At 33.9% G+C, this 25,546-nt stretch carries 24 protein-coding genes, 1 pseudogene and 1 riboswitch; of the genes and pseudogenes, 13 read left to right on the plus strand and 12 right to left on the minus strand.

What is annotated here, in order from left to right:
• Positions 1-90 precede the first annotated feature (90 nt).
• Positions 91-191, minus strand: a riboswitch (SAM riboswitch).
• Between the two features lie 408 nt (positions 192-599).
• Together ACFFLS_RS21730 and ACFFLS_RS21735 are read left to right on the plus strand one after the other, a co-directional pair.
• Positions 600-1,739 carry a hypothetical protein gene (locus ACFFLS_RS21730; protein WP_379687416.1) on the plus strand — a complete coding sequence of 380 codons (1,140 nt, stop codon included), beginning with the start codon at positions 600-602 and terminating at the stop codon, positions 1,737-1,739.
• A gap of 85 nt (positions 1,740-1,824) precedes the next feature.
• Positions 1,825-2,370, plus strand: coding sequence for a hypothetical protein (locus ACFFLS_RS21735; RefSeq protein WP_379687417.1), 546 nt, complete (start codon positions 1,825-1,827; stop codon positions 2,368-2,370).
• A 218-nt stretch (positions 2,371-2,588) separates the two neighbouring features.
• On the opposite strand, the gene ACFFLS_RS21740 is transcribed toward ACFFLS_RS21735, so the two are convergent.
• Positions 2,589-3,191 (minus strand): 5'-methylthioadenosine/S-adenosylhomocysteine nucleosidase family protein, encoded by a 603-nt coding sequence (locus tag ACFFLS_RS21740; protein ID WP_379687418.1) that lies wholly within the window; start codon positions 3,189-3,191, stop codon positions 2,589-2,591.
• A 182-nt stretch (positions 3,192-3,373) separates the two neighbouring features.
• On the opposite strand from ACFFLS_RS21740, the gene ACFFLS_RS21745 reads away from it, so the two are divergent.
• The 3 genes from ACFFLS_RS21745 (at position 3,374) to ACFFLS_RS21755 (ending at position 5,023) form a co-directional block, all read left to right on the plus strand.
• Positions 3,374-3,967 carry a hypothetical protein gene (locus ACFFLS_RS21745; RefSeq protein WP_379687419.1) on the plus strand — a complete coding sequence of 198 codons (594 nt, stop codon included), beginning with the start codon at positions 3,374-3,376 and terminating at the stop codon, positions 3,965-3,967.
• A gap of 88 nt (positions 3,968-4,055) precedes the next feature.
• Entirely contained in the window at positions 4,056-4,553 is a 498-nt protein-coding gene (locus ACFFLS_RS21750) for a GNAT family N-acetyltransferase (protein WP_379687421.1), read from the plus strand.
• Positions 4,550-5,023 carry a MarR family winged helix-turn-helix transcriptional regulator gene (locus tag ACFFLS_RS21755; RefSeq protein ID WP_379687422.1) on the plus strand — a complete coding sequence of 158 codons (474 nt, stop codon included), beginning with the start codon at positions 4,550-4,552 and terminating at the stop codon, positions 5,021-5,023. The genes ACFFLS_RS21750 and ACFFLS_RS21755 overlap by 4 nt, the downstream gene beginning before the upstream one ends.
• Before the next feature lies 1 nt (position 5,024).
• Here ACFFLS_RS21755 and ACFFLS_RS21760 read toward each other — a convergent pair whose 3' ends face one another.
• Positions 5,025-5,381 carry a winged helix-turn-helix transcriptional regulator gene (locus tag ACFFLS_RS21760; protein WP_379687423.1) on the minus strand — a complete coding sequence of 119 codons (357 nt, stop codon included), beginning with the start codon at positions 5,379-5,381 and terminating at the stop codon, positions 5,025-5,027.
• 107 nt (positions 5,382-5,488) lie between these two features.
• On the opposite strand from ACFFLS_RS21760, the gene ACFFLS_RS21765 reads away from it, so the two are divergent.
• The 3 genes and pseudogenes from ACFFLS_RS21765 to ACFFLS_RS21775 all read left to right on the plus strand — a co-directional run.
• Positions 5,489-6,121 carry a nitroreductase family protein gene (locus tag ACFFLS_RS21765; RefSeq protein ID WP_379687425.1) on the plus strand — a complete coding sequence of 211 codons (633 nt, stop codon included), beginning with the start codon at positions 5,489-5,491 and terminating at the stop codon, positions 6,119-6,121.
• Positions 6,122-6,372: 251 nt separating this feature from the next.
• A complete protein-coding gene (locus ACFFLS_RS21770) occupies positions 6,373-6,750 on the plus strand; it encodes a hypothetical protein (protein WP_379687427.1) in 378 nt (125 codons plus the stop codon).
• A gap of 109 nt (positions 6,751-6,859) precedes the next feature.
• Positions 6,860-7,303: pseudogene (locus ACFFLS_RS21775) on the plus strand (transposase family protein); the annotation flags it as partial.
• 76 nt (positions 7,304-7,379) lie between these two features.
• On the opposite strand, the gene ACFFLS_RS21780 reads toward ACFFLS_RS21775, so the two are convergent.
• The 3 genes from ACFFLS_RS21780 to ACFFLS_RS21790 all read right to left on the minus strand — a co-directional run bounded on the left by ACFFLS_RS21780 (position 7,380) and on the right by ACFFLS_RS21790 (position 10,657).
• Entirely contained in the window at positions 7,380-7,883 is a 504-nt protein-coding gene (locus tag ACFFLS_RS21780; protein WP_379687428.1) for a hypothetical protein, read from the minus strand.
• A 641-nt stretch (positions 7,884-8,524) separates the two neighbouring features.
• On the minus strand, positions 8,525-8,911 hold the full coding sequence (locus tag ACFFLS_RS21785; protein WP_379687430.1) for a DoxX family protein: 387 nt from the start codon (positions 8,909-8,911) through the stop codon (positions 8,525-8,527).
• Between the two features lie 732 nt (positions 8,912-9,643).
• Complete coding sequence (locus ACFFLS_RS21790; RefSeq protein ID WP_379687431.1) at positions 9,644-10,657, minus strand: zinc-binding alcohol dehydrogenase family protein; 1,014 nt, start codon at positions 10,655-10,657, stop codon at positions 9,644-9,646.
• 217 nt (positions 10,658-10,874) lie between these two features.
• Here ACFFLS_RS21790 and ACFFLS_RS21795 point away from each other — a divergent pair, with 217 nt between their 5' ends.
• Entirely contained in the window at positions 10,875-11,432 is a 558-nt protein-coding gene (locus ACFFLS_RS21795) for a GNAT family N-acetyltransferase (RefSeq protein ID WP_379687432.1), read from the plus strand.
• A 289-nt stretch (positions 11,433-11,721) separates the two neighbouring features.
• Here ACFFLS_RS21795 and ACFFLS_RS21800 read toward each other — a convergent pair whose 3' ends face one another.
• Positions 11,722-12,114: a hypothetical protein gene (locus ACFFLS_RS21800; protein WP_379687434.1), complete on the minus strand. Its 393-nt coding sequence runs from the start codon at positions 12,112-12,114 to the stop codon at positions 11,722-11,724.
• An 87-nt stretch (positions 12,115-12,201) separates the two neighbouring features.
• Positions 12,202-14,118: a hypothetical protein gene (locus tag ACFFLS_RS21805; RefSeq protein WP_379687435.1), complete on the minus strand. Its 1,917-nt coding sequence runs from the start codon at positions 14,116-14,118 to the stop codon at positions 12,202-12,204.
• Positions 14,119-14,331: 213 nt separating this feature from the next.
• On the opposite strand from ACFFLS_RS21805, the gene ACFFLS_RS21810 reads away from it, so the two are divergent.
• Positions 14,332-14,766, plus strand: a complete 435-nt coding sequence (locus ACFFLS_RS21810; protein WP_379687436.1) for a DoxX family membrane protein — start codon at positions 14,332-14,334, stop codon at positions 14,764-14,766.
• Positions 14,767-14,814: 48 nt separating this feature from the next.
• Here ACFFLS_RS21810 and ACFFLS_RS21815 read toward each other — a convergent pair whose 3' ends face one another.
• The 4 genes from ACFFLS_RS21815 to ACFFLS_RS21830 form a co-directional block, all read right to left on the minus strand.
• Entirely contained in the window at positions 14,815-15,315 is a 501-nt protein-coding gene (locus ACFFLS_RS21815; RefSeq protein WP_379687437.1) for a hypothetical protein, read from the minus strand.
• Between the two features lie 89 nt (positions 15,316-15,404).
• A complete protein-coding gene (locus ACFFLS_RS21820) occupies positions 15,405-16,265 on the minus strand; it encodes a helix-turn-helix domain-containing protein (RefSeq protein ID WP_379687439.1) in 861 nt (286 codons plus the stop codon).
• A 111-nt stretch (positions 16,266-16,376) separates the two neighbouring features.
• Entirely contained in the window at positions 16,377-17,642 is a 1,266-nt protein-coding gene (locus ACFFLS_RS21825) for a DUF4374 domain-containing protein (protein WP_379687440.1), read from the minus strand.
• A 24-nt stretch (positions 17,643-17,666) separates the two neighbouring features.
• Positions 17,667-20,048, minus strand: coding sequence for a TonB-dependent receptor (locus ACFFLS_RS21830; RefSeq protein WP_379687442.1), 2,382 nt, complete (start codon positions 20,046-20,048; stop codon positions 17,667-17,669).
• 115 nt (positions 20,049-20,163) lie between these two features.
• Between ACFFLS_RS21830 and ACFFLS_RS21835 the strand changes: the two genes are divergently transcribed.
• The 3 genes from ACFFLS_RS21835 to ACFFLS_RS21845 all read left to right on the plus strand — a co-directional run bounded on the left by ACFFLS_RS21835 (position 20,164) and on the right by ACFFLS_RS21845 (position 22,834).
• Positions 20,164-21,156, plus strand: a complete 993-nt coding sequence (locus ACFFLS_RS21835; protein ID WP_379687443.1) for a helix-turn-helix transcriptional regulator — start codon at positions 20,164-20,166, stop codon at positions 21,154-21,156.
• A gap of 447 nt (positions 21,157-21,603) precedes the next feature.
• Positions 21,604-22,440: a sulfite exporter TauE/SafE family protein gene (locus ACFFLS_RS21840; RefSeq protein WP_379687444.1), complete on the plus strand. Its 837-nt coding sequence runs from the start codon at positions 21,604-21,606 to the stop codon at positions 22,438-22,440.
• Positions 22,427-22,834: a DUF1634 domain-containing protein gene (locus ACFFLS_RS21845; protein WP_379687446.1), complete on the plus strand. Its 408-nt coding sequence runs from the start codon at positions 22,427-22,429 to the stop codon at positions 22,832-22,834. Before ACFFLS_RS21840 ends, ACFFLS_RS21845 begins: the two co-directional genes overlap by 14 nt.
• A 263-nt stretch (positions 22,835-23,097) precedes the next feature.
• Here the strand turns inward: ACFFLS_RS21845 and ACFFLS_RS21850 are convergent, their stop codons facing one another.
• Positions 23,098-25,491 (minus strand): TonB-dependent siderophore receptor, encoded by a 2,394-nt coding sequence (locus ACFFLS_RS21850; protein ID WP_379687447.1) that lies wholly within the window; start codon positions 25,489-25,491, stop codon positions 23,098-23,100.
• Positions 25,492-25,546 lie beyond the last annotated feature (55 nt).

Here is a 25,546-nt window from a genome sequence, read left to right on the forward strand (position 1 = left end):
AAGGGCATGTAAAAAAAGTAATTCGGTTTTCATCTTAAAAAAATAATAGTTTTTAATAATGATGACCTTATTCAGATTTTGAGGAAATCTTTCTTATCTGTCCCGCAAATCGGGAAGGATTTAGCACCTTATTCGGTAACAGGTTGCTAAGACATCAATGGGCCTATTCCCTCAGTCTTTCTGGATAAGTATCACTACAGAAATTTTCTGTGATGCAAATATATATTAATTCTACCAAATTAGTCAAGTTTAAAATTACTTTTTTTTAATTATTTAAAGGATTCATGAAAATATTCAGCATTAAAGCAATCAAAATAACAACCAAAACATTAATAATCAATAATTTAATTATGAATTATTTTGAAAAAGATATAAATCGCCAAACAGTTCTTTTTTCTTACTTATTCAAAAATTTCATCTCAAAATAACAACAAACCAATTTAAAATTTGAAAACTTGCTTACATTTTTAATAACCCAAAAAAGAAAATTTGAAAAATTTTCGGTTCCTCTCCCAACCTCTTCAATTCTTAAATCATCTATATCAAAAAGGAAACTCTTAAAAAAGATTTTACATTTACGCAACCAAACTAATCACAACATGATTCGTCGTCCTGCATTTATACTTATTTTTTTACTGGCTGGTTTTATTTCTGTTGCGCAGCAATCCGATTTGGTTCGTGTTTATCTGAAAGATGCCTGTGACGAACTAAATGTTCCCGACGCCCTTGTGACATTAGAATCGTATAAAAAAAAGCCAATTATTGCAAAATACAATAAGAAGAAGCAATATTATTATTTCAAAGAAGTGCCTGAGGATTACAATACCATTTTTGCTTCTCATAAAAATTTCGAAATTGAGGGATTCAAAAGAATAGACAGTTTTCCGCAACGCATCAATCTTATGCTAAATTGCAAAGGAAATATCAGGCTGCAAACAGAAAGACAACAAAAATCCTGGGTCAATGATGGTCCTTATTCCAAAGAAATAGTCAAAACCGACACCATTTTTTCTGGTATTGTTGTGGTTCACGACAATTATAAAGTCAAAATATCGGTTAAAAACTCTTATGATTTGTCTTTTAATGAAGTAAAGAAAAAAATCGACTCTCTTGTTGCGCCATATGGTTTAGAATATATAGACGATCTTTTTCCTAATCTGTTTTATACTCATTTTCCGAGTATGGGTAATAAATATCCCGAAAGATCCTATTTGATTGACGACCTTGACCGAAATAGACCTTTAAGTGATTTATTAATGACAGAGAATTCAATTTATTGGAATATCAGCCGATCTGCATATCTTCAAAAAGGCGATCCGTTCAGTTTTTGGGAAAGCTATTATTATGAAATTTTGTACCGCAAAAAAGACAAAACTCCTTTTGATGGCGATTGTGATTTGCTTCTCAACGAAATTTCAGAACACAACACCAATTTGGATCTTCAACTAGTAACACATTACAAGTTTAGGATTGAAGAGAATTATCCGTTAAAAATAAACTGCAAAAATTTAGCGAAATACGATAAACAGCTTATGAATTATCAATTTTTGGATAAATTTGGAAATGATCCGACACGATTAATGTTTATGGACCGATATTTTGATTTTGAAGACACTTTTCTTGGTAAATACGAATTGGACATGATAATTGATGGAGAGGTACAATACACTCCTCCTCCTTCAGAAACAAAATCAAATTTCAGATACAAATTAGAATTAGCAAAACCATCAAAAATATAACGCATGTTACTTAAAGCTATTCGGGAATATCGCAGCAAGAAAACAAAAAGCAAAAGTAAGGTACCTATTATACTTTTTCTTTATTTTGCTTCTATCTTCATTTTGTGCTTACGACATTTTTATAACTACAGATTTGTTTGTTCCAAATCAAGCTGAATTAGTCAATTCTAAAGGATTAATAAAAACGGTAATGACCGAAATAGCAAAAACTGAAAAAGAAAAAGATACTGTTTTTGTTATTAAATGGGCTGTTTTTGGAATATGCGGTAACGACGAAAGGTTTTCTAGAACAGCTTACCAAAAGAAATTAGATCAGATTGAGGAAAATAAAATGAATCCGGTGATTCTAGATTTACAAAAATCGGTTGAAGATCTTTACCACATAAACAACAAAGTTGTAATTACCGGAACAACAGGACGCGGTGAATTTTCTAACGCTTATTTTGACAGTAATTTAGAAAAATATAGTTTTGATCACAATCTTGAAAAGAGAAAAAGAGTTTATGAAATGCAATACACTATTAAAAATAAAGACAAAGTAGAATTCGTAATCTTGCACAATTTGGATACTGAAATACTGCGACTAATTCTAACTCAAAAAAACGGACAGTGGTCTGCACAGAAAATCTGATTAATTAAAATTTATACTAAAGCGCTTCCGTGGAAAAAGTTTCACACAACAGATAAATCTAATTTGATCTGCTAAAATCTTTTAAAAATCTGCGTGAAATACTTGTGTGTATAGATTTTTTTCACGCAGATTTATACAGATTAAAGCAGATTTATACAGATTTGAATCAAAACTGGTAAGAAAATTGAAAAATAATGATTTACCCATTGGGTCAATCATTACAGTAAAACATCTTTTTTATGCAGTTTTAAAATACCGCCAAAAGCAGTTGCTGCATTATGCACTTGTATGGTCCATTCTTCTGCTGCGTTGTCGTCTGCACCATCAGAAATGTATTTCAAACATAAAAAAGGAATTTTCTCTTTCATGGCAACCATTGCAAGTGCATAAGCTTCCATATCAATAACGTTGTACGGAGCTTGTGAGTGGCCCATTTCAAAACTATCTCCTGTTCCACAGATTCCGATGCTTAAATCGTCCATTGTAAGTCCGTATTCCAAAACCGGCGGTAAACCAGAAAGCGGCGTTTCATATTTAGCGTATCCCAGTCCTTGTACGTCCATATCGCGTTGGATAAACTTCGTACAGCAGATTACATCTCCTTTTCTAAAAAAATTGCTTCCCGCAGAGCCAAGATTCACAATTAACGAAGGTTTTTTATGCTGAATGGCTTTTGTAAGTTCATAAGCCGCATTTACTTTTCCGATTCCGGTAATTAGTGTACGAAAATCGTTAAAAACCGTTCCTGCTTCAGATTCTAACGCAAATGAAAATAAAACATTTTCTAGGGGAAACGAATATTCGGTATTAATTGTAATCATTATTAAATAAATTTTTGATTTGCAAAGATGCATCATTAAAAAATAAATTGTAATAATCATTTCAAAAAGACCTTAAGAAAATCCTAATGTTTATGTTTTAGACAATAAAACAAATCTTTAAATGTTTATATAATTAAGACAAATTTAATCTTATCAGTCAAAGCTGATTAACATTTTAGAATATGAAAAGAATATTTTTTGCAATAGGCATCATTGGAATTTCGTTTCACAGTAATGCACAAGAATTAAACAATAAATTCAAAGCCATTCCGTCAAAAGATCCTGCGGTTAAAGAAGTGATTCCACCAAAAGAACCTTCGCCAAAGGTAAATCCGCCAGCTGTGGTTGAAAAGCCGGATCCATTAATTGTAAATCCAGAAGAGCTTTTTAAAAACACTCAGATCTACAAACAGGAAGCCAACACTCCCGGAATTTTCTATAGACGAAATCAGTTTTTAGGAAACTTTAAAACAACTGGCCAGACATCTACCATTCGTTACAGAGACGCCGCTTTTGTAGACGGTGATAAAATAAAAGTGTATTTAAATGATAAAGTAATCGAACCAGAAGTGAGTTTGGATGGCGAATTTAAAAGCGTTAAAATAAATCTGGTTCCCGGAATCAACAAAATAGACATTGAAGCGCTAAATGAAGGTTTTGCTTCTCCCAACACAGCCGAATTTCAGGTTTTTGATGACAAAGGATTGCTGATTTCGTCAAGCGAATGGAATGTCGGAACGGGTTACAAAGCGGTAATCATTATCGGTAAAGAATAAAAAAACTAGAAAACTGCCCGTTTTGGCAGTTTTTTTATTTGGATATATGTAGCTAACTACGTAGTTTTGTACTTATATTATTTTTTATATGAAAGTACAATTAAAACCCATACAAAATGAATATCAAGAACAAATTGTCGATTTGATTCTGAACATTCAACAGAAAGAATTTAATGTTCCGATAACTTTGGAAGACCAACCGGATTTGCTTAAAATTCGAAATTTTTATTACGAACCAGGCGGTTGTTTTCTTGGAGCTTTTATAGATGAAAAACTGGCAGGAACTATTGCTTTGGTTAGATTCAGTAAAGATGCCGGCGCCATCAGAAAAATGTTCGTGAAAAAAGAATACCGTGGCAAAGAATTCGGAATTGCACAGCAGCTGTTGGAAGAATTAATCAATTTCAGTCGTGAAAACGGAATAAGCGACCTATATTTGGGAACTGTTCCTATTCTAAAGGCAGCTTTACGTTTTTATGAAAAGAATAATTTTAAGACAATTGAGCAAGAAGAGCTTCCTAAAGATTTTCCACTAATGAAGCCCGATACGGTTTTCTGCCACCTGAATTTAAACCCATCCAGATGAATATAATAGACGAAATCGGAATATTGGCTATTTCAACCAGACTGCAACGCTTGAGCGAGCAATTGCGTAAAGACGGCGCCTTGATCTACAAATCTTTTGATATTGATTTTGAACCCAAATGGTTTCCGGTAATTTATACGCTTCATGTAAAAGAAATTCTTAGCGTGGTCGAAATAGCTTCTGAAATCGGCTATAGCCATCCTTCCACCATCAGCTTGCTAAAAGAAATGGAAAAAAACAAAATCATTAGTTCTAAAAAAGACAAACTAGACGAACGAAAACGCCTTATTCTGCTCACAGTAAAAGGAAAAGAGCTCGTAACAAAAATGCAACCCGTGTGGAAAATCATGCAAAATGCCTTAACCGAAATCACAGACAATCAGAATAATCTTTTGAGGGCAATTGAGGAAACGGAGCAAAAACTGGAGCGCCAGAGCTTTTTTCAGAAAGCTGCGGAATTGAAAAGCTGATCTATTCTTTTCCGGTAATTCTTTTTCGGTGGTTATACCCCCATTTTGCTAGCGAATCTATGACTTCTTTAAGCGTATGACCGTAATCTGTGAGTTTGTATTCGACAGTAATCGGTTGTGTGTTTAATACTGTTCGAGTCACCAATTGGTTTTCTTCGAGGTTTTTCAGCTCGCGGCTCAGCATTTTCCCCGAAATGCCTTCTACTTCTCTAAGCAAATCAGTAAACCGTAAAGTATTAAAACAGAGAGAAGCAATAATAGAGATTTTCCATCTTCCATTTAATATATCCATGGCGTCGTGCACTGCCATAATGTTTTTATTGCATGTTATGCGGTCATGTTTGGGCTCTTCAATCATAAAATGTTAGTTAGTTACCTAAATGTCACAGTTACTTTTAGTAAGCAGATGACAAAAATACACTTAAAGTTTTTACATTTGAACAGAATTTAATTAATAAAAAAATTATGGCCTTAATAGATGCATTAAAGTGGCGTTATGCTGCAAAAAAAATGAACGGACAAACAGTTCCGCAGGAAAAAATCGACTATATACTTGAAGCGGCAAAGCTTGCACCTTCTTCTTCTGGTTTACAGCCTTATAAAATTTTTGTAATCACAAACCCAGAATTAAAAGAAAAAATAAGAGCAGTAGGTTTTGACCAAAGCCAGATTACAGATGCATCGCACGTATTGGTTTGGGCTGCGTGGGACGGTTACAGCCTTGAAAAAATTTCTGCTGTATTTGACAGAACTATTGCAGAAAGAGGAATTCCTGCCGACGCAATGGACGAATATAAAAACAGACTTTGGGGAATGTACGAACCTCTTGGACAAGAATGGCACGCAAATCATGCAGCGAGACAAGCTTATATTTCGTTCGGAATCGCAATCGCGGCAGCAGCAGAACAAGAAGTAGACGCAACTCCAATGGAAGGTTTTATTCCGGCCGAAGTAGACAAACTATTAAACTTAAGCGAACTTGGTCTTAAAAGTGTTTTAGTTCTTCCTCTTGGCTACAGAGATGCAAACAATGACTGGTTAGTAAATCTGAAAAAAGTAAGAACACCACAAGACGAATTTATTACAGAAATAAAGTAATCGATTTTCGCATACTAAAAATGCTTCCGAATGAATCAAAAGCTGATTTTCGGAAGCATTTTTGTTTTTAAAATAATTAAAAAACGAATCAAGAACTTCACACAACGGCTTCAAAATGCATATTGTTACTTTTTTTTTCAAAAATGACAAAAAAGGTATTAATAGCGGATAATTAAATGATTTTCTATGTCTAATTTTGCATCACATCCAAGAAAATAGAATACTTAAAAAACAAATTTAAATTCATAACTATGTCAGATTTTTTAAAACAATTTGGAGAAGATCTAAAGAAAAATGTACCTGGCTTTATTGCTGTTTCTGTTGCCGAAATCAAAAGCGGAATGTCTTACTACTCTCAGTCTGCACTTTCTGATTTTGATCCGGAATTAGCATCTGCTTACAACCTTGAAGTGGTAAAAGCAAAAATGAACGCTATCAAAGCTTTAAACCTAAACGGTCAGGTTATAGACAATGTTATGATTACGCTAACATCGCAAATTCATATTATTGACGTTTCAGACAATCAGGAATACTTTATTTATTTGGCGGTTGATTCTACAAAAGCAAACCTAGGAATGACAAAATCAATCCTGAATAAATACAAAAAAGAAATCGCAGACAAATTGTAATTTTATTTTACATCATGTTTTGAAAGGAATATTCTTATGGATATTCCTTTTTTTTGTTGCTGTATTTTTAAAAACATTATATTTAGCACTCAAACCGAGAATCGAATTAATGGAATTACGAGCCTATTTTGAGAAGTATCCTAATGAAGATGCCTGTATAGAAGATTTTAAGAACAAACGTCTGAAAAACGGTTTAGTCTGCAGGAAATGTGGTCATAACGAACATTCTTTCAGGAGAATCGACCTGAAATTTCAATGTCGCAAATGCAAAAACCGAATCAGTCTGCGTTCCGGAACCGTAATGGAAAATTCCAATCTTCCGATTCGATACTGGATGATCTGCATCGAATTGATGACTTTGACCCATCGCAGAATTTCTATTTTAAGAATACAATACCTTCTGGGCCATAAACGCTACGAACCCATCTGGTTGATGGTGCAGAAAATAAGAATGGTAATGAAACAGCGCGACGAGAAATACAGACTAAGAGCCTATTCTGAATTTGACCCTGAATTTCTGCAGAAAATTGAAAAATCGATTTTAGAAAAGAAAATCACATAATGGTATAAAATAAAAAATGAGGCACTAGACCTCATTTTTTATTGGAATCAATCCGCAAAGCGATTATTTATTTTTTCTTAGATTTTGATCTTTTCGCTTTCTTTTTGGCTATTTTTTTAGCTTTAGCTTTTGCCTTTGCTTTTTTCGCTTTGTCTTTCTTTTTGGCTTTAGCTTTAAGTCTTGCTTTCTTTGCCTTTTCTTTCTTTTTGTCCTTTGCTTTTTCTTTTTTCTTTGCCACCGCTTTTTTCTTTTTCAGCTTCTCTTTTTTCTCAGCAATCTGCTTTTTTTCTTTTTCTTTCATTTTTTTATTTTTTTTAATTTCAGAATCAGCTTCTGTTTTACTTTCTTCAGCAACCTCTTCTTCCTGAATTTCAGAAACAACTTCTTCTTGTTCTGTTTTTTCTTCAGCATCAGAAACAATTTCAGCTTTTTTTGAAGTCCTTTTTGCTTTAGGCTTTACATCTGTTTTTTGTTCTTGAGAAGCTTCTGGCTGCTCATTTTCGTTGGCAACATCTACCAAAGGCTGTTCCAGCTCCTGACCGTTTTCATTTGCGGCTACGTTTTTATCCATAGATATGTTAATATTTAAAATTAATTATAATAAATTTTGAATTAAACAAATTTTCAATGTTACCAAATTGTTAAATTAACATCAAAAAATCACAAACAAAGATACGGCTAAAAACAATTCGCCAATGTTAAGTTTTTAGTCTAGACAAAAATCGCTTATACGCCATGCCAGAAAGCAGGTTTCGAAAAACCTTAGAAATTCAAGACATTCAAAATCATCTTAAAACAGCAAAAAAAATCAACCTTTCAAATTATTCCGCAACTAAAGACCGAAAGAAAAACAACAAGGCAAAAACGCCATTTTTCGACATTAACATTCCTTTAAGACAATTTTATGAATTTACAGACAAACCAAAACATTAATTAGTCCGTATGTAAGAGAAAACGGTATTCTTGAATCGGGACGAGATTTGTTAATGAGATAAGTATAACAGATTGTCACGTTTTTTGGAAAATAAAAGTCGAGTTCTTTTTCTTGTTATCGTTTTTCACATCAAATAAAATAAAAAATCTGCGTTTTAAGCAAAACAAAGAGCAAACAAGTATTCTTAGCGCTTTTTGAGTTTTTAATGCATTAAATCGCAAAAAAAAAGCTCTGAATTCATTTCAGAGCTTTTCTATTTCAAAAGGAATCGCAATTCCTTAATCCCATTTATTGTTTTTAGAAACCGCATATTTTCCCGCACCTGTAAAAAACAATGCCGCCGCTCCTAATAAATACAACATCAACAACTCGTTGGCATATCCTCCGTGCTCGCTTATTGAGAAAATTTCTTTAGAATGTGCCACCGCAATCGCAACCACACAATTAACCACAAAGACTACAGAAGCAATTCTTGTACGCCAGCCAAGCAAAATTGCAAGTGGCGCTAAAACTTCGCCGATGTATACAGCATATCCAAATGCTCCCATATTTTCAGTTAAAAAAGAAATGCCGTGAAGAATTTTTGCCACTCCATGAAAAAGCATTAAACCTCCAACGCTAATGCGTAAAAGCAGTAATCCGAAATCTGTGTTTTTTGAAATCATAAAAAAAAATGGTTTTGGGTTTTTAAAAAATTATAAATTGCTGTTTTTGCAACTCAACTAAAATACAAAAATTCGATTACCCTCAACATTCTTATTTAAAATCATTTTAAACATCGTAATTCAGTATTCGTAACGACTGTTTTTTTTTTCAAAACTTTTCCGTCTCAAACAACGACAAAAAGTGAAAGAAAAAGAAATCTGCTATGCTCACGCCAATGCTAATCTTTTCATTTAAACAAAGCTAATTTAAAAACTAATAATCAACACTATAAACAACAACTATAAATAAAATTTATAGTGCTTTTTTGTTATTATTTCATCCTATTTCGAAACTTAATTGCGTTTTATTTTGCGTTTTAGACTTTCAAAAAAAATCACTTTAAAAATATATGTTTTACTGGTTTTGATGTTTTGTTTTACACAACAAAAAAAACTAATAAAAAAACAATTAAAATATTCTTTTAAAACTACTTAACAATACTAACCTAAAGCATTACACTATATACAAATCCGGTAAAATCTCATTCTTTGCGTCTCTATGCCTTTTCGGTAAAAAAACAACTTAAAACAATTCAATTAAAGCAGACCAAAATATCACGAATTTAACAGAATAAAAACCTAAAGTTTTAAATTACATAAAGCCAATAAATAACTAAAAAACAATATCTTAAATAAAATAAAAACCTATAAAAATCAGTTTTAAATATGAAAATTTATCGGTAGCGAAAGACCTTAAAACTTAATCGCAATTTTTCCAATCGTTGTTCCAGATTCCAGTTGCTTATGTGCTTTTTTAAAGTTTTCGGCCGTTAATCCGTTTAAAGTTTCTTTTAGTGTATGCTTTAAAACTCCGTTATCCAAAAGATCTGACGTTTTGTTTAGAATATTATGCTGTTCCTGAATATCATCAGTTTGAAACATTGATCGCGTGTACATCAACTCCCAAGAAAAAGAAACACTTTTGCTTTTAAGTTTGTTCAATACAACAGGTTCTGCACTTCCAGTAATTGAAGCGATATGGCCCTGCGGTTTAATTAAATCAGCCATTATATCCCAATACAAATTGGTATCTACAAAATCGACAATAAAATCAACATATTGAAAACCTACACCTCTAACCTCTTCTGTTAAGTTTTTATGATTCACCACAAAATCAGCTCCCATTTCTTTACACCATTCAATGGTTTCCGGTCGAGAAGCAGTCGCAATGACAGTTAATCCTGCAATCTTTTTTGCTAGCTGAATCGCAATAGAACCAACTCCTCCAGCGCCTCCAATTATCAAAATGCTTTTTCTTTTGTCTTTGTCAGCACTGATTCTGATTCGGTCAAAAAGGATTTCCCAAGCCGTTAAAGTTGTTAAAGGCATTGCGGCAGCTTCTTCAATTGTCAGCGATTTTGGTTTTCTTCCGACAATTCTCTCGTCGATAATCTGATATTCGGCATTACTTCCCTGCTTTGTAATATCTCCTGCATAATAAACTTCATCGCCGATTTTAAAAAGACTCACCTCCGCTCCAACAGCCTCTACCACTCCAACGGCATCCCAGCCAATGATTTTTGGAGTTTCAAGAACAGTATCTTTTGCAGCGCTCTGACGAACTTTAAAATCAACTGGATTAACGGATACGGCGCTTATTTTTACCAATAAATCTTTTGCGCCTGGAATTGGTTTTTCGGTTTCAAATTCGATAAAACTCTCTTGGTTTTCTATCGCTAACGAGGTTTTAAATCCTATTGCTTTCATATCTATAAATGTTTATTTTTAATTATAAAAACAAAGATACATGCTGCGCTGCTTTTACAAATGGTATATTTTTATACTATCTTGGTATAAATTCTGCATACTTCTTTTCTTGTTAATCGCTTAGTCAAATCGAAATATTTTGCCCGATTCGAACACAAAATTCTACTCAACCCGCCAATTATATTTAAAGTAAATTTGCATTACTAAATCTATCTAGATGATTATTACAAAAGCTAAAAAATCCGATGCTCCATATATCGCTCCTCTTTTGCTGCTTGCAATGGAAGATATCGTTTATAAATTTCTTAAAAAAGAAGATTACGCTGCCGCGAAAGATTTCCTGCAGTATTTTATAGAAAAAGAAAACAACCAGTATTCTTATCAAAATTGTTTTGTCGCTGTAGCGAATAATGAAATTATTGGCGCTGTAAACGTTTATAAAGGGTCAGATTTGAAAGTTTTGCGCAAACCGATAGTCGAACATGTCCGAAAGTGTTTTAATCCGGAATTTGACCCAGAATTAGAAACTAAGGCTGGAGAGTATTATATCGATTCCCTTGGAGTCAACCAAAATCATCACGGAAAAGGAATCGGTTCTGAGATTTTAAAATTCCTGATTGAAGAATATGTCCATAAAAACAATGAAACATTGGGATTGTTAGTAGAAAAAGACAATCCTTTGGCGAAAAATCTTTATTTAAGAATCGGATTTAAAATCGTTGGAGAAAAAACGCTTGTAGGGAAAAAGCTGGAACATCTTCAAATAATACCGTAAACATATTGCTATAAATATGTCGCTACAAACATGTCGCTACTACAAACATGTCGCTCCGCTGGAGCTTTTTATTGTATTCGTTTGTTTTTTTATCATAAATATTTCGCTCCTCCGGAGCTTATAAGACAAATCTTCTGCGTAGATAAAATAAAAAAAATATTGCTATAAATATTTCGCTCCTTCGGAGCTTATAAGACAAATCTTCTGTTTAGAAAAAATAAAAAAAAGAAGCCAATCATTTAAGACAGCCTCTTTTTCGTCTCTCAAAATATTTAAAACAAAAATAAGCCTATAAAAGGGGCTCTATATAATTAACAAGCTGTGAATCGGTTTGTGAATTAAAAGAAGACTGCACCAATTGTACAGTAAGAAACAACGTTTTGTCTTTCAGTTCCATTTTGACATCATCATTGTTTTCGGAATTAGTCAAACTAATTGTGGCCATTTTATCCTGCAATGCTTCTTTTCCCATATCATCTGCGCAGATTTTTTTCACAAAAGATTCGATGTCATCAAAAACAATTTCCAGTCTTGACAACGGATATTCATCATAAGAAATAAATGTGTTCCAGTCGATATCTACATTTATATCGTAACCTGATTTATCTTTTAATTTTGCCTCAAAAGCTGGAAGTTTTTCTGTTTTAATAGATTCTGCTAAGCGTTTTTCTGCTAGTCCCATAATTTTTTAATTTGTATTTATACGGGCAAAAGTATGTTCATCGATTATACTGCACATCACTATTTTTAGTGATTTTTAGTTTCTATACTATTCCTCTTTAGAACTTATTTTTCCTTTGTTTTCGAGAATTTCCGTCAACATATCCGACTCGTAGCCTAATTTTTGTGCTTTCTTCGCCTCTCTTAAAGCCTTTGATGGATTCTTTAATTTATAATACATTTCACCAAGATTACAGATATAAATCGGTTCTTTGGGATTTATTGTGATTGCCTTTTTAAAATACACAACTGCCTCTTCATACCGTTTTTCTAAATCTAAAATACAGCCAAAACTATTGTAAATATGCGCTAGCGCTGCGGGTTCGTGTGCTGTTTTAGCAAAAAAATAATCTCTTTTACTGTAACAGGTCTCAAAACCTTCTGTGTACCATAAGAGTCGGGCTTCTAAAAAATAGGCAAAACCATATTTAGGATCCATTGCCAGTAAGGCATCGCAGTTTTTTTGAGCTTCTTTGTAATTTTTTGCAAAAACAAAATTCCAGGCCGTTTTTAAGAGTTCTCTTTTCTTTTCATCCTCTTGCCTTTCATACTGTTCTTCATCCATATTTTTTTTATGGCGCTCGTCAATTACGATTTCCCAGTCTTTAAAACTGACTTGTCTTTCGTTGCCTTTAACAACAAACTCTAAATTTTCGCCATCTGGATTATCAAAATGAAGCAAAAACGAAATTTCATCAGAATCCTCATCTTTAACAAAATCTATGCATTCATCGAGTTTTAAAGTATCGATGTGTATCGTTAGCCACGAAAATAAATAAGAACCTCTGTAAACAAAAGTAATTTCGTTAGGCAAATACCGAGGCGCAAATTGTGCCGCATCTTCTTTTTCTAGTCTGTAATTTTTTAAGTAAGCATCGTAAGTTTCGATGTAATTCCCAAGATTAAGTCCTGAGAATTTGAGATTCCACGGCAATAGTTTATCCTGAAGCGTTTGTCTTTTCTCAATACTATTGGATGTTCGTATATCATCTATAAGTTTTGAAAAATATTCGGGTTCCTTATAATATTTATGGCGTTTGCGGTGATCTGCCAATTTTTCCTGTTTTACACTGTCCTGAATTATTGAAGGCGGAGTACAATCATAATCCAGTAAAACAACATCTTCATTATACAGCTTAAAACCGCCTCTTTGGTACAACTGAAGATAGAATCGTTTGGCTTTTTTTCCTTTAATCCTTTCAGATTCATTCAGCGGGTATTTTTCTTGTTCCAAAACAATTTTATGAAACGGAAAGCTGACATTTACTTTATAATATCGGTCTTCTATCAAAGAATACCAAGACATTTCAAATTGATCTGCATCAAACGGAATGTAGATCAAACTCGAAAAAGCTGATTTTTTCAAATCATAATTTCTCGAATATGCATTCATTTCCGCTAATTCTTCATCTGAATAAAAACAATTGTGATTTTTAATTTTAAGATTCGAAATTAGTTTCTGAGAAGAATTGACAAATGCAATGGAATCAATATACATGAGCAACTCTCTGTCATGATAAACGCCAAAAGAAGATTTAAAATAAATAGCCGCAAGGCTTTTCTTTTTATAATAATGCAAACTGTACAAACGAATGTAATAAAAAGCCGGAACACCCAACAAAATCGAAATCCAGATTGCGAAATACAATCCGTCAAAAATACCCGTTTTTTGATAAACTGTCAGCGCATACGCTCCGTAATCTACAAAAAGCAAAAGAAGAATAATCAGAGAAACTCCTTTTAAAAACTCAATTGTAATTTTAGAATTAAGCTTTCCGTAATAATACACGTAAAAATAGCCACACCAGGCTATCACTACGTTAAAAAAAATGGCTGTGCCAAGACCAAAAAAATAAAGCAGTATGTAAGTAACCATAGCTGCAGCTAAAAATAATCCGACAGGAAAAAATATTTCACCGCTAAAATAAATGGGTTCTACTCTTTCGTACGAACGATAATCTCTCATATTTTCTCTTTTTAGAATCTGTTGTTTTTATTCAATAGCCAAATGTAAAATATGAGAAAAGAGCGTAAATCATCATAATTAATGATTTTGATTTAGGAAGGAAGGTTTTTAAACTGGCAATTTTTGCAAAAAAAATGCGTTCATAAAAAAATATGAAAACTTTCTTACTTTATAAGAACAATAAAGACTTCAAATACAAATCATTTAATACTAATGAAAAACATAACCATACTAGAAGCAGGCTTAATTTTGAGAATAGTTTTAGCAATCACTATGCTTTCGGCTACGGCTGATCGTTTCGGATTATGGGGTCCTCCGGGTTCAAATGGAGTCGTTTGGGGAAACTGGGACAACTTTGTAGCCTACACTCAAACGCTTAATTCGTTTGCCAACAAAGCTACAGCAGAAGTTTTGGGAGGAATTGCAACGTCTCTTGAAATTTTATTCTCGCTTTTGCTGCTTTTCGGTTTCAAAACTAGAATTGCCGCTTTAGGAACCACGTTTTTAATGCTGGTTTTTGCATTTGCCATGGCAATTTCCGTTTCTGTAAAAGCTCCTTTTGATTATTCGGTTTTGACCAGCGCCGCTGCTGCTTTACTTTTAGCTAATATCGGAAAGACTTATTTTGCTGTTGATAACAGAATATAAAAAAACAGAAGTAATTTTAAGGTTACTTCTGTTCGTTTTAGGTTTGCCTTAAGCTAATTTCTTTCTAAAATAAAGCTGTTCGGCATATTGATTTTCAACAGATGCTTCAAGACTAAATTCTTCGTAGTTGTGTGATTTGAGTGTTTTTACCAAATCGGTGTCAACTGCAAAAGCTTTTATCCAAATCAAATCCTGTTTGCGTTGGCGGGCGATTTCTTCGGCGCGTTTTAGAAGAACGCTAATATCTGACGAATCAAAATAGATTATTTCGCTTAAATTAATCGGCTTTAGAGTGCCTACATTTTGATTGGACAATCTCGATGAATCGAGTTTAGCGAAAGACTGCGGCGTTTCTCCATTATAAACCATTAGAATCTCAACCGAAAAATCATTCTGAATCTTAAACAACTCAGACTGCGAAAGCTTTTCTTCCGCATATCTTGTTCCTAGATTTTCGCCGAACAAATTTACGTAAAACTGAATGGCCTTGTTTTCCATCCAAAAGACATTATCATTTATAATAACCACAAATTTTGCTGATTTTTCCATAACTATTCTATTTAAAAAACAAAATTGAGAAGTTTGAAAAAGGTGTAAAAGTGCAGAATGTCTTTAGTTTTGTGCAAAAAGTCGTTTTTCTAAAGATTCTTACGGTATTCTAAAGGAGAAAGACCTGAATGATTTTTAAAAAAGCGTCCAAATCCAGACTGATCCGGAAAATGCAGCAGATTGCTAATTTCACTTATGGTCAAACTCTTATTCTGCAACAAGACTTTGGCTTCCAGAATTATTATTTCATTGATCCACTCGCCTGCCGTTCTACCGCTGTTCTTTTTGACTATTTCTGATAAATATTTTCGGCTTACATTAAGCATATCTGCGTAATAGCTCACACTTCTTTGCGTCAGGAAATCTTTAAAAAGCGTCGTTTTAAATTTTTCGAATAAAGGATTTTGATTTTCTGGAGCTTCAATTTTCTGTTGAATAGTATCCAATTCATAAATCAGCACGTACAAATAACTTCGCAATATAGAAGCTTGATGCATTGATTGCGTATTTGATGTTTCTTTGATTAAATTAAAAAGCTGTTCGAATTTTTGCTCATTCGCATCCGCGAGCTTGCAAACGTGCGCCTGACTGTTTTCAAAAAAAGAATATTTGGATAAGAAAAAAACATCTGCTTGGTTTTCGAGAAAAAACTGTGGTTTAAAAAATACGATATCAATTAAGATTTCTTCACTGTTTTTAGAAAAACCCCGAATTACAGAAGGACCGAGTGTAATTATAGCCGGAGCTTCCACAATAACTTTTTCAAGCTGAGTCTGCATAATGATGCTGCCCTTTCTTAGAAATTCGATTGCATAACTTTCTGCACGGTAAGGTTCGCTTATATAAGGATGATCTGTTGTCTGAATGTAGAAATATTCATTTCTGCCCGAAACATCAGAAAACAGACTTTTATGATGCGCCAATGAATACGTGAGGATTTTGTTTACCAATATCGATTTTTTTAATATACTTTCAAATATAATCAATACCTATAAATTAAAACGTCTAGAAAATAAAAATGACGCATTGCTGCGCCATCTTCATTATAAACTAAAATCAAATTAGTCTTTGATAATATTGAATCCCATAATTCTTCCGCTTTCTTTTAAACGGAAAGTTTCTTTTACTTCTTTTGTAACTGGGTTATACTGATTTACACCAGAGAAACCATCTGAAGTACTATTTGATAAGAAATAAATCTCTCCATTATGGAAAAATGGATTTTGTGTTGTATAGAAATTATCAGGTGGCATGTTTAAACGTGTTGCTTTTTTAGTAACAACATCAATTTCATTCCAAAACCAAACATCGTCTCTGTATCTAACTCCGTGCTGTCCGCCACCGTAGTAAGAAACCGCTCTTGATGGGATTGTAGTATAAATTTTTCCGTTGTGAGCAAAAAGTCTGTTGAACTCAGCAGGAAATTGATACGTTTTCATGTCAAGTGCAAATGTTGTATCAAAGTTAACTTCTCCTTTTTTGATTCTTAGGATTTTTGAAGAAAGTGCAGAAGCCTGTAGTTTCATATCACTAACAGATCCGATATATAAATCTCCAGTAACTTCGTCTAAGCTCCATAAAACGTGATCGATAAATACTCCTAAGTTAGTAGTTCCGCCCATTTTAGTAACATTCTCGATTTTGTTTGTTGTCAAATCGTAAACTGCAATCGCTACTTCATTAGTTGATGGAGTTACTTGCCAGTTTCCTGCTGCTTTATCTCCTAGCAATAAATCAAGATACAATTTGTTTTCTCTTTTTGCGATAATCAATTGTCCGATTGACTCTAAAGGTTGTCCTTCTGAAAGTGAAGAAAAGTCAATTTCTCCTGTTCTTTCCATAGTAGTCGGGTTGAATTTTTGTAATTTCAATCCACCTCTTACTTTATCCCAATAGTAACCTTCTGTTGGACCCGCTATTAAAAAGTTAGTTTCGTAAGCGTTAGACAAAGATGGCAAAAAGCCTTGATCTACTATTTTACCAGTAGCATCAATTCCCATTTTGTTGATTCCTTGTTTTGTATTAGATACGTCATTTACTTTAAAAAGTGTTTTATCTAACGTTCTTCCTCCTAAAGAAGATGCTACCTGAAGAAATGGCAACCCAGAAAGATTGATTTCTCTAGATTTATTATCTTTTAAAGCATAAATACCACCGCTCCAGTTGGCTGCGCCGTTATAAATGATCCAAGTTTCGTTTTTTGGCAAAGTATCGTCGTTGCTTCCATTGTCTGGACTGTTGTTATCGTCATTGCTGCTGCAAGAAAATAAAATCATACAAGCAGCTATTCCTGCCAGTACTGAACGAAGTGAATTGCTTCTTTTCATAATTGATCTGATTTATGGTTTTATTTAAAAAAAATTATATACTACTTTGAAATGGAAAGATCTTCCAGGTCTTTGAACATTGAAATTATCGTACAGTTTTACATCTCCAATATTTCTGCATTCTGCTGATACAGTTGTTTTATGAGAAGCAAAATGATAATAAACCCCTACATCATTAGAAAACTGTCCTGTTCTTCCGTCTTTCGGAATAATTAAGGATGTTTGGAAATCCTTAACAGGTCCAAACAAAGAAGGTTCCTGATTTTTCGGAATCGCCACCAAAAAAAATCGATGGGTATAATTGGCATTCCATGTAAAACTCAAATTATCACCTTCCTTAAACAGGTTTCTGAAATAAGTATTGGCCCAGAAATTCCCAAATAAAAACGGAACATTTGGAACTCTCGAATCGTTTAGATACCTAAAAGTCGCTTCCTGGATTCCAACTCTTCTAATATCCTGATAGGTTACATTAAATCCGGTGTTAAACCATTTTGCTGGAGCATAATTGGTTTCAAATTCAAAACCTTTTATTTCAGTCTGCTCATAATTAATGTATCTACTAAAGGGAATATCATATTGAAGAAAAATTCCGTCTTTGGCATTTCTGTAGAATAAACTTCCCGAAAAAGTAAGACTGCTGTTTTCGTTTAGGATAGAATATTCTCCGTTTAAGTTTAAATTCTGGCTCTTTTCTGGTTTAAGATCCAGATTTTCTCGAATCATGATGGCATCTCCAAAAATTTCAGATTCATCTGGAAGACGCGTAGCATATTCATAAGAGAATTTTATCAAATAGTTTTTGTCTGCCCATTTCAATCCTCCTAAATATCCAAACTGACTGTCATCTTTAGTCGATTTCCAAGCCGCACCATAATTATCGGTTGTATAACCGTTGGTATTGTAATGGTAGTATTTTGCAGCAGCAATGCTTTCTAATTTGCTGTCGAACCATAAAGAGCGCCAAGCCAACGCCATATTGTCTTTTTGGTAAACAGCAGGAACAGTCATAACATCAACACCTTCAATAATAGAAATTGCTCCCAAAGGATCACTTCCCTTTCTTCTTTGGTACTGATACAATTCACTAAATTCTAAAAAGTTGCGCTCAGAAAGTTCATATTCCATGTTCAATCTCGAAGAAACAAAATCGTAATTCAGTTTCTGAAAATTGCCGGCTCTTATTTCTCCTGGCTGTAAATTTCGTCCAATAATTTCACCGTTCCAATTGTAACGAACAGTTGTTGTATCAACAAATTTGGTGTTAAAATGACTGTAATTGGTCAGGAAACTTACTTTTAGTTTATCGTCAAAAAACTTCTTTTTGTAATTAACCATTCCCGTGTAGTTTTTTTCTTTTGAGAATGCCTGTCCGTAAACATTGACCATCTGTGCATCATTCTGGATTTGTTTGTAGAAATCAGAATAAATAAGCGTCAATCTTAAATCGTCTGCCCATGATTTTTCTTTTATTCCAAAAAATGCCTCTGCATAATTGGATCGGGTCATATCATGAAAACGTCTTACATTTTTAAATTCTTCATTTGTAGCATTTTGAATCGGAACGTTGACCTTATAATCGTTGTCAGAATAATTTAAAGAACCATTAAATCCACCGTAGAAATTGTTTTTGTTTTGAAGATAAAAGTTTGCCGTTGCTCTGTGTGTATTGAAAGAAGCGATTTCATAAGATACTTCTCCAAAATTTTTATTAGAAGTTCTGCTTACCAAATTGACTCCGCCTCCGAGTGCATCCGAAGCAAGATAAACTGGCATTACACCTTTATATATTTCTACTCTGTCGAGCATGTTTACCGGAATTGTCCCGAGACTGAAACCGTGTCCAAACAATTCAATCGGAACACCGTCTTTAAAAATACGGATTGCTTTTCCTTGAAGTCCCCCTAAATTAATCTGAACCTGAGAACCAACATTTCCATTTGTTCGCAATTTTACGCCCGAAGCACGGTTTAGAAAATCGCCAACATCTCCTGCTTTATCGTATTGTTTTTTCAAATCAATGACTTGAACTGAGAAAGGAGATTCTTCAATCTGCGTTTTTATGGTTTTATTCTGTACCAAAACTTCTTTTAAATCAGCCGAATCATGGTTTGAAGTATCTAACATAAACTTGAAAAGATTGTCTTTGTCACAATTGACAGTAACAGACTTTTGCTGTTTTACTCCGGCTTTGTTTACTACTTCAATCTGATAAACCCCCTCTTTCAGCGAAAGCTCTAAAATACCAGAACTATTACTCGTTCCGACCGCTTTACTGTCGATCAAAACAGTTATATTGGATAACGGATTTCCAAGTTTGTCTTCAATTTGAATATGAACAGGACAGGCATTTCCGAAAAAAATACCCGCTAAGAACATGAATAAAAGGTGTAATTTAAATGTCAAGCTGTTTTTATTTAAACTTATTATAAATTATATTTGCCAGTGCAAAAGTATTTGATTAGTGAGGGATGCTTTTATGAAAATGGAAGTTTTAATTATGAATATAGAAGTATAAAAAATGGCTTTTAAGATTGATTCGAATGATTTTGCTGATTTTCTGGAACCTGAGAAAAAACTTGATTCTGGTCTAACAGAAATAGAACTAGAAGGTGAAAAGGATATAAAATTTGTAACTCCGAGAGGCGACATTTTATTTCATGAACACACCATTACAGAAGAGTTGTCGATTTTGCAGGGAAATTATCAGCTGCACGACGATGTGGCTATTTCTGGTCATGGAGAAACGTCGTTGCTTGAAATGCATTTTAATCTTTCTGATCAAAAAATAGGTTATATCAATCCAAGTTCTGTCAAAGATTTTGCTGCTCCTATGTCTGGAAACATCACTTTTCTTTCTGCCGAAGACAATCATGCAAAAATTGATTTCAAAAAAGACATCGTTTACAATACTTTTGATATCCATCTTCCTTTAAATATCCTTACCAAATATGAAGGAGAATCTAAAGTGATGGATTATTTTCTGAATAATATTCAAAAAAACACCAGTACCGCACTTTCTAAGGGCGAAATTAAAATCGGAGCCAAAATATTTGGTGTTATACAAGACATCAAAAACTGTTTTTATAAAGGACTTACCCGAAAAATTTACATGGAATCTAAAATCTATGAGCTTATAGCTTTAAGCCATCATAGTTTAGACCATGAAAAAGAAGCCGTAAAAATGGCAGGAGGAGATGTTGAAAAAATCAAATTCGCTGCACAGATAATACGCGAAAATATTGACAATCCGTACACTATTGTAGAACTGGCTCGCAAAGTCGGAGTCAATCAAACCAAACTAAAAGAAGGTTTTAAAGTCATTTTCGGTGATACTGTTTTTGGTTATCTTCAGGAAATCAGAATGAATAAAGCGAGACAATATCTGGCAGATACTACACTTTCTATTCAGGAAATAAGCCATCTTTCGGGTTATCAAAATGTTTCAAATTTCAGTATTGCCTTTAAAAGGATTTTCGGTTATCCACCTACGAAGCTGAGACTTAAGGTTTAGTGGGGAGTTCTTAGTATTTAGTAGTCAGACTTTTAGTGTTCAGTTGTGGCTTACTTTAAAAACCTTTATCAAAGTTTTAAATTTTGACAGTTCTGAACTCATTGTTCAAAAACTGACAGACGCAGTTTTTATCGATTACTTAGAAACTGACCACTAATGAATAGGTTGTTAAATGATTAATTATTAATAAATTGATTATTGAGTGCTAAGAACCAAGAACTAAGAACTAAGAACTAAGAACTAAGAACTAAGAACTAAGAACTAAGAACTAAGAACTAAGAACTAAGAACTAAGAACTAAGAACTAAGAACTAAGAACTAAGAACTAGGGACTAAGGACTGAATACTAAAAACCTGAACACTGAATACTAAAAAAATTTTTAAGCTATATTTAAGTTCCTGAACAAATTTGTATTCGTAAATTAGCAAATACAAAAACATATCTTAAATGACAATACTTACATTTACCCTGATTATGATTCTGGGTGCCTTTTTAGCAGGCTTTATCGGTTCATTATCAGGACTTGGCGGTGGTATCATAATTATCCCGCTCTTAACAATTATTCTTGGTGTCGATATTCATTATGCCATTGGAGCCGCACTGGTTTCTGTAATCGCAACTTCCTCGGGTTCTGCCGCTGCTTATGTAAAAGAAGGAATTACCAATATGCGAATGGGAATTTTTCTCGAAATTGCCACTACGATTGGAGCAGTCTGCGGTGCACTTCTTTCGACCATTGCCCCTACTTCATTTATAGCTGTATTATTCGGATTAACATTGATTTTTTCTGCAATTAATTCGCTTCGCAAAAAAGAAGAACATATCGTTTTAGAATCTAGCCCACTAGCTAAAAAGTTAAAACTTGACGGAACCTATCCGACCCATGATGGACAGATTGTGCGTTACGGAACCAAAAACGTAATCGGTGGTTTCAGCATGATGGGTGTTGCCGGAATGATGTCGGGCCTTCTCGGAATTGGTTCTGGAGCTTTTAAAGTAATCGCAATGGACAATATTATGCGTGTTCCGTTTAAGGTTTCTACCACAACCAGTAATTTTATGATGGGAGTTACAGCAATGGCGAGTTCGGTAATTTATATCCAAAAAGGGTATATCGAACCGGGTATCTGTATGCCAGTCGTAATTGGCGTTTTATTTGGTGCAATGGCTGGAGCAAAAGTTTTGGTACGAACAAATCCGAAAAAATTGAGAGTCTTTTTTGCCTGCCTGATTTTTGTTCTGGCAGTTAACATGATCTACAACGGACTAAATGGAAAAATCTAATATGATACAAGAAGAAAAATTTGGAGAAAAAGACTTTCAGGCTATAGTCGGAAATTTATTGCGCTACGGAGTCTGGATTTCTTTATCAGTAGCTTTTATTGGCGGCATTGTGTACTTGTTGCATAACGGAAATCAGATTGAAGATTATTCTGTTTTTAAAGAAAATGACAGAAATATTTTTGAAGTCATCGCTGCAATTTACAACGGAGCAATTAATGGAAATGGAGAATCATTGATTTTTACCGGAATTATTTTGCTGTTTTTAACACCAGTTTTAAGGGTTTTACTTTCGTTGTTTTCATTTTTATTAGAGAAGGATTATCTATATGTTGCAATCACATTAATCGTTGTTTTGATTATTATTACTAGTATATCTTTTGGTTTTTCTCATTAATATATTTTAAAAAGAAATATATCTCTCGCAGATTAAGCAGATAAAAGAATAATTAAACAAATAATCTGCTCAATCTGCAACCCGAGCTATAGCGAATAGGCGAAGCAAATCTGAGTGAGAAAATTATAAGCTCATAAAGTCAAAAAAACTTTGAACCTTTGAACCTTTGCGCCTTTGTCTCTTTACAACAAAAATAAAAAAGCATCTGAATTAACAGATGCTTTTTTTTTCGATTTGTATTTTTTCAACTAAAACAAATCTTCTTAGAATTTGTAAGATACACCAACTCTAAAGTTTCTTCCTGGTTCTGATTGCCAGTAATAAGCTTCAAGCCAATTGTAGTAAGAACCACTGTATAAGTATCTATCTAAAATATTGAATACGTTTGCTGTAACTTTTACTTTTCCGATTTCATACGATAGTCCACCATCAAGTTTAAAATAAGTTGGCAATCCCTCAAGGCCTTCACTCCAAGTATCCGTGTGACGTCCGTCAAGGAAAGTACCACCAATAGAAGCACCAAATCCTTTTAATTTGCCAGACTGAACGGTATAGTTTAGCCATGCATTTGCAGTATGTTTTGCAAATCCCGGAACGGTACTTCCTGCTGCGATGCTACCTATTCTTGACTCAGTTACAATAGATTCTGTAAAAGCATAGTTAGCAATTAAATTAAGACCATCAAAAAGTTTTCCTCTAACATCAAACTCAACACCTTGTGATTCTTTTTCTCCCAAAATAACTTTATAGACATCATTCGGACCATTTGAAGGGTCAGCAGTAAGTTCATTTTTCTTTATAATTCTGTAAGCAGACAAAGTAGTACTCCATGAACCATCAAACCAATCTTTTTTGATACCAAACTCCACATTATTTCCTGTTAGCGGTCTGATAGCATCACCATTTTTCGTAATTCCAGATTGAGGTGTAAAAGCCTGATCGTATAATCCATATATCGCCAAATCATCAGTAATGGAAAAACTTAGACCAGCTCTTGGTGTAATATGACTATCTTCTTGAGGTACATCATAAGTGCTCGTTTGACTGATCCATGTATATCTAGCAGCAAGAGTTACTCTTAATTTATTCTGAAAGAAACCTAGTTCATCTTGAATATATCCAGCTGCGTAATCAGAACCGTAAAGTCCGCCTGCTCTCTGGCTAAGAGGAGTATCGTGATCAAATTGCGGGAAACCGTTTGACGGGGTACCATAATTTGGATTATAAACATTGAAAGGATTGGCTGCTGTGTCTAAATTATGCGATTGTCCCCAATCTGCCATATAATCTTTGCTTCCTAAATCTACTCCTCCTAATATTTTATGAGAAACGCCACCTGTATTGAATTTTCCGTTTACAAATATTTGCCCCAAGTACATATTGCTTTCTGCATCCCAAATTCCCACATTTCTAATGATATTTCCGTTACCAAGAGCATTTTTGTCTGAACCAACAGTATTGGGCCAAGAGCTGTAACCTTGCTGAATGTATTTAAAGTAAGAAGTCTGTGCTGTTAACTTCCAGTTGTCATCAAATTTATGTTCAAATTGCAAATAACCACTGTGATCCTGAATATTAGTATCTGGTAATCCTGGCTGTGTCATCGTAAAATTACGAGGCATTGTTGCATAACCACCTGCTTCTGGTCCGAAAACATAGTAAGAACCAACTTCTGTCATATTTGCATATTGAAAATTGTACTCAAATGTCAATTTTGTTTTGTCATCAAACTGATACGAAATTACCGGAGCAATTGCATAACGGTCATTGTGCTCAAACGGACGATGAGATCCTTTCTTTTGAGCAGATCCGTTAAAACGGTATAATAATTTTCCTTGTTTGTCTAATTTGCCGTCAAGATCTAAACTTACTCTGTAGAAATCATAACTTCCTACTATAGCACTCACCTCGCCTTTTGTAACTCCTGTTGGTTTTTTAGTCACCACATTGTACAATCCGCTTGGATCACCACTTGAAAGCATAAATCCCGCTGGTCCTTTTACAAATTCGATATGGTCAACAAAACTCATATCTTCTGTTAATGGTCCCCAGAAAGAAGAAACTACGTTAAAACCATTTCTAAAAGCCTGAATTTGAGAACCTCTCATAGTAATATTCGTGTACAAATCTCCCCAGTGCTCTAAACGAACAGCACCACTCACGTTACGAATTACTCCGTCGCTCATACTTGTAATCTGCTGATCCTTTAGGGTTTGTCCGCTTACAATCTGAACGTTTTGCGGTATTTCAAGAACCGGCGTCTGTAAACGAAGTGACATTGAAGGTTTGTCTTGCTTGTATTTATTTTTTGTAATAACTACTTCATTTAAATCTTCTTGGCTTTCATTTAATGAAAAGTTTCTCGTGGTAGTCTTATTTGCTGTAACTACAATATTGTCTTCAACTGGTGCGACGCCAACAGCACGAATTACAATCGTATAATTGCCTGGCTTTACTCTAGTGATTTCGTATTGTCCGGAAACTGTCGTAACATCCGAATATTTTGTGCCTTTTAAGGTTACAGAAATATTTTCTGCTGGCTTATTACCGCTTAAAGAAACTTTACCGGCAACTTTTCCAAACTCTTGTGCCATCATGTTCAATGAGCTCAAAAGCAATACGAAAAAGCATACCTTTTTCTTAAAAATTATTTTCATTTGGTTTCATTTTATAATTGTTGCACAAAAGTAATTTCAAATATCGGGTTTTCCA

Origin of the sequence: Flavobacterium procerum (assembly GCF_042431625.1) — a bacterium.
GTDB classification, from domain to species: domain Bacteria; phylum Bacteroidota; class Bacteroidia; order Flavobacteriales; family Flavobacteriaceae; genus Flavobacterium; species Flavobacterium procerum.

Coding starts and splice junctions, on each gene's coding strand:
- ACFFLS_RS21745 (WP_379687419.1), top strand. CDS start 3,374: ATGAAAAGAATATTTTTTGCAATAGGCATCATTGGAATTTCGTTTCAC.
- ACFFLS_RS21825 (WP_379687440.1), bottom strand. CDS start 17,642: ATGAAAAGAAGCAATTCACTTCGTTCAGTACTGGCAGGAATAGCTGCT.
- ACFFLS_RS21790 (WP_379687431.1), bottom strand. CDS start 10,657: ATGAAAGCAATAGGATTTAAAACCTCGTTAGCGATAGAAAACCAAGAG.
- ACFFLS_RS21800 (WP_379687434.1), bottom strand. CDS start 12,114: ATGGGACTAGCAGAAAAACGCTTAGCAGAATCTATTAAAACAGAAAAA.
- ACFFLS_RS21815 (WP_379687437.1), bottom strand. CDS start 15,315: ATGGAAAAATCAGCAAAATTTGTGGTTATTATAAATGATAATGTCTTT.
- ACFFLS_RS21795 (WP_379687432.1), top strand. CDS start 10,875: ATGATTATTACAAAAGCTAAAAAATCCGATGCTCCATATATCGCTCCT.
- ACFFLS_RS21730 (WP_379687416.1), top strand. CDS start 600: ATGATTCGTCGTCCTGCATTTATACTTATTTTTTTACTGGCTGGTTTT.
- ACFFLS_RS21845 (WP_379687446.1), top strand. CDS start 22,427: ATGGAAAAATCTAATATGATACAAGAAGAAAAATTTGGAGAAAAAGAC.
- ACFFLS_RS21810 (WP_379687436.1), top strand. CDS start 14,332: ATGAAAAACATAACCATACTAGAAGCAGGCTTAATTTTGAGAATAGTT.
- ACFFLS_RS21850 (WP_379687447.1), bottom strand. CDS start 25,491: ATGAAAATAATTTTTAAGAAAAAGGTATGCTTTTTCGTATTGCTTTTG.
- ACFFLS_RS21760 (WP_379687423.1), bottom strand. CDS start 5,381: ATGATTGAAGAGCCCAAACATGACCGCATAACATGCAATAAAAACATT.
- ACFFLS_RS21765 (WP_379687425.1), top strand. CDS start 5,489: ATGGCCTTAATAGATGCATTAAAGTGGCGTTATGCTGCAAAAAAAATG.
- ACFFLS_RS21740 (WP_379687418.1), bottom strand. CDS start 3,191: ATGATTACAATTAATACCGAATATTCGTTTCCCCTAGAAAATGTTTTA.
- ACFFLS_RS21835 (WP_379687443.1), top strand. CDS start 20,164: ATGGCTTTTAAGATTGATTCGAATGATTTTGCTGATTTTCTGGAACCT.
- ACFFLS_RS21840 (WP_379687444.1), top strand. CDS start 21,604: ATGACAATACTTACATTTACCCTGATTATGATTCTGGGTGCCTTTTTA.
- ACFFLS_RS21785 (WP_379687430.1), bottom strand. CDS start 8,911: ATGATTTCAAAAAACACAGATTTCGGATTACTGCTTTTACGCATTAGC.
- ACFFLS_RS21780 (WP_379687428.1), bottom strand. CDS start 7,883: ATGGATAAAAACGTAGCCGCAAATGAAAACGGTCAGGAGCTGGAACAG.
- ACFFLS_RS21805 (WP_379687435.1), bottom strand. CDS start 14,118: ATGAGAGATTATCGTTCGTACGAAAGAGTAGAACCCATTTATTTTAGC.
- ACFFLS_RS21770 (WP_379687427.1), top strand. CDS start 6,373: ATGTCAGATTTTTTAAAACAATTTGGAGAAGATCTAAAGAAAAATGTA.
- ACFFLS_RS21750 (WP_379687421.1), top strand. CDS start 4,056: ATGAAAGTACAATTAAAACCCATACAAAATGAATATCAAGAACAAATT.
- ACFFLS_RS21755 (WP_379687422.1), top strand. CDS start 4,550: ATGAATATAATAGACGAAATCGGAATATTGGCTATTTCAACCAGACTG.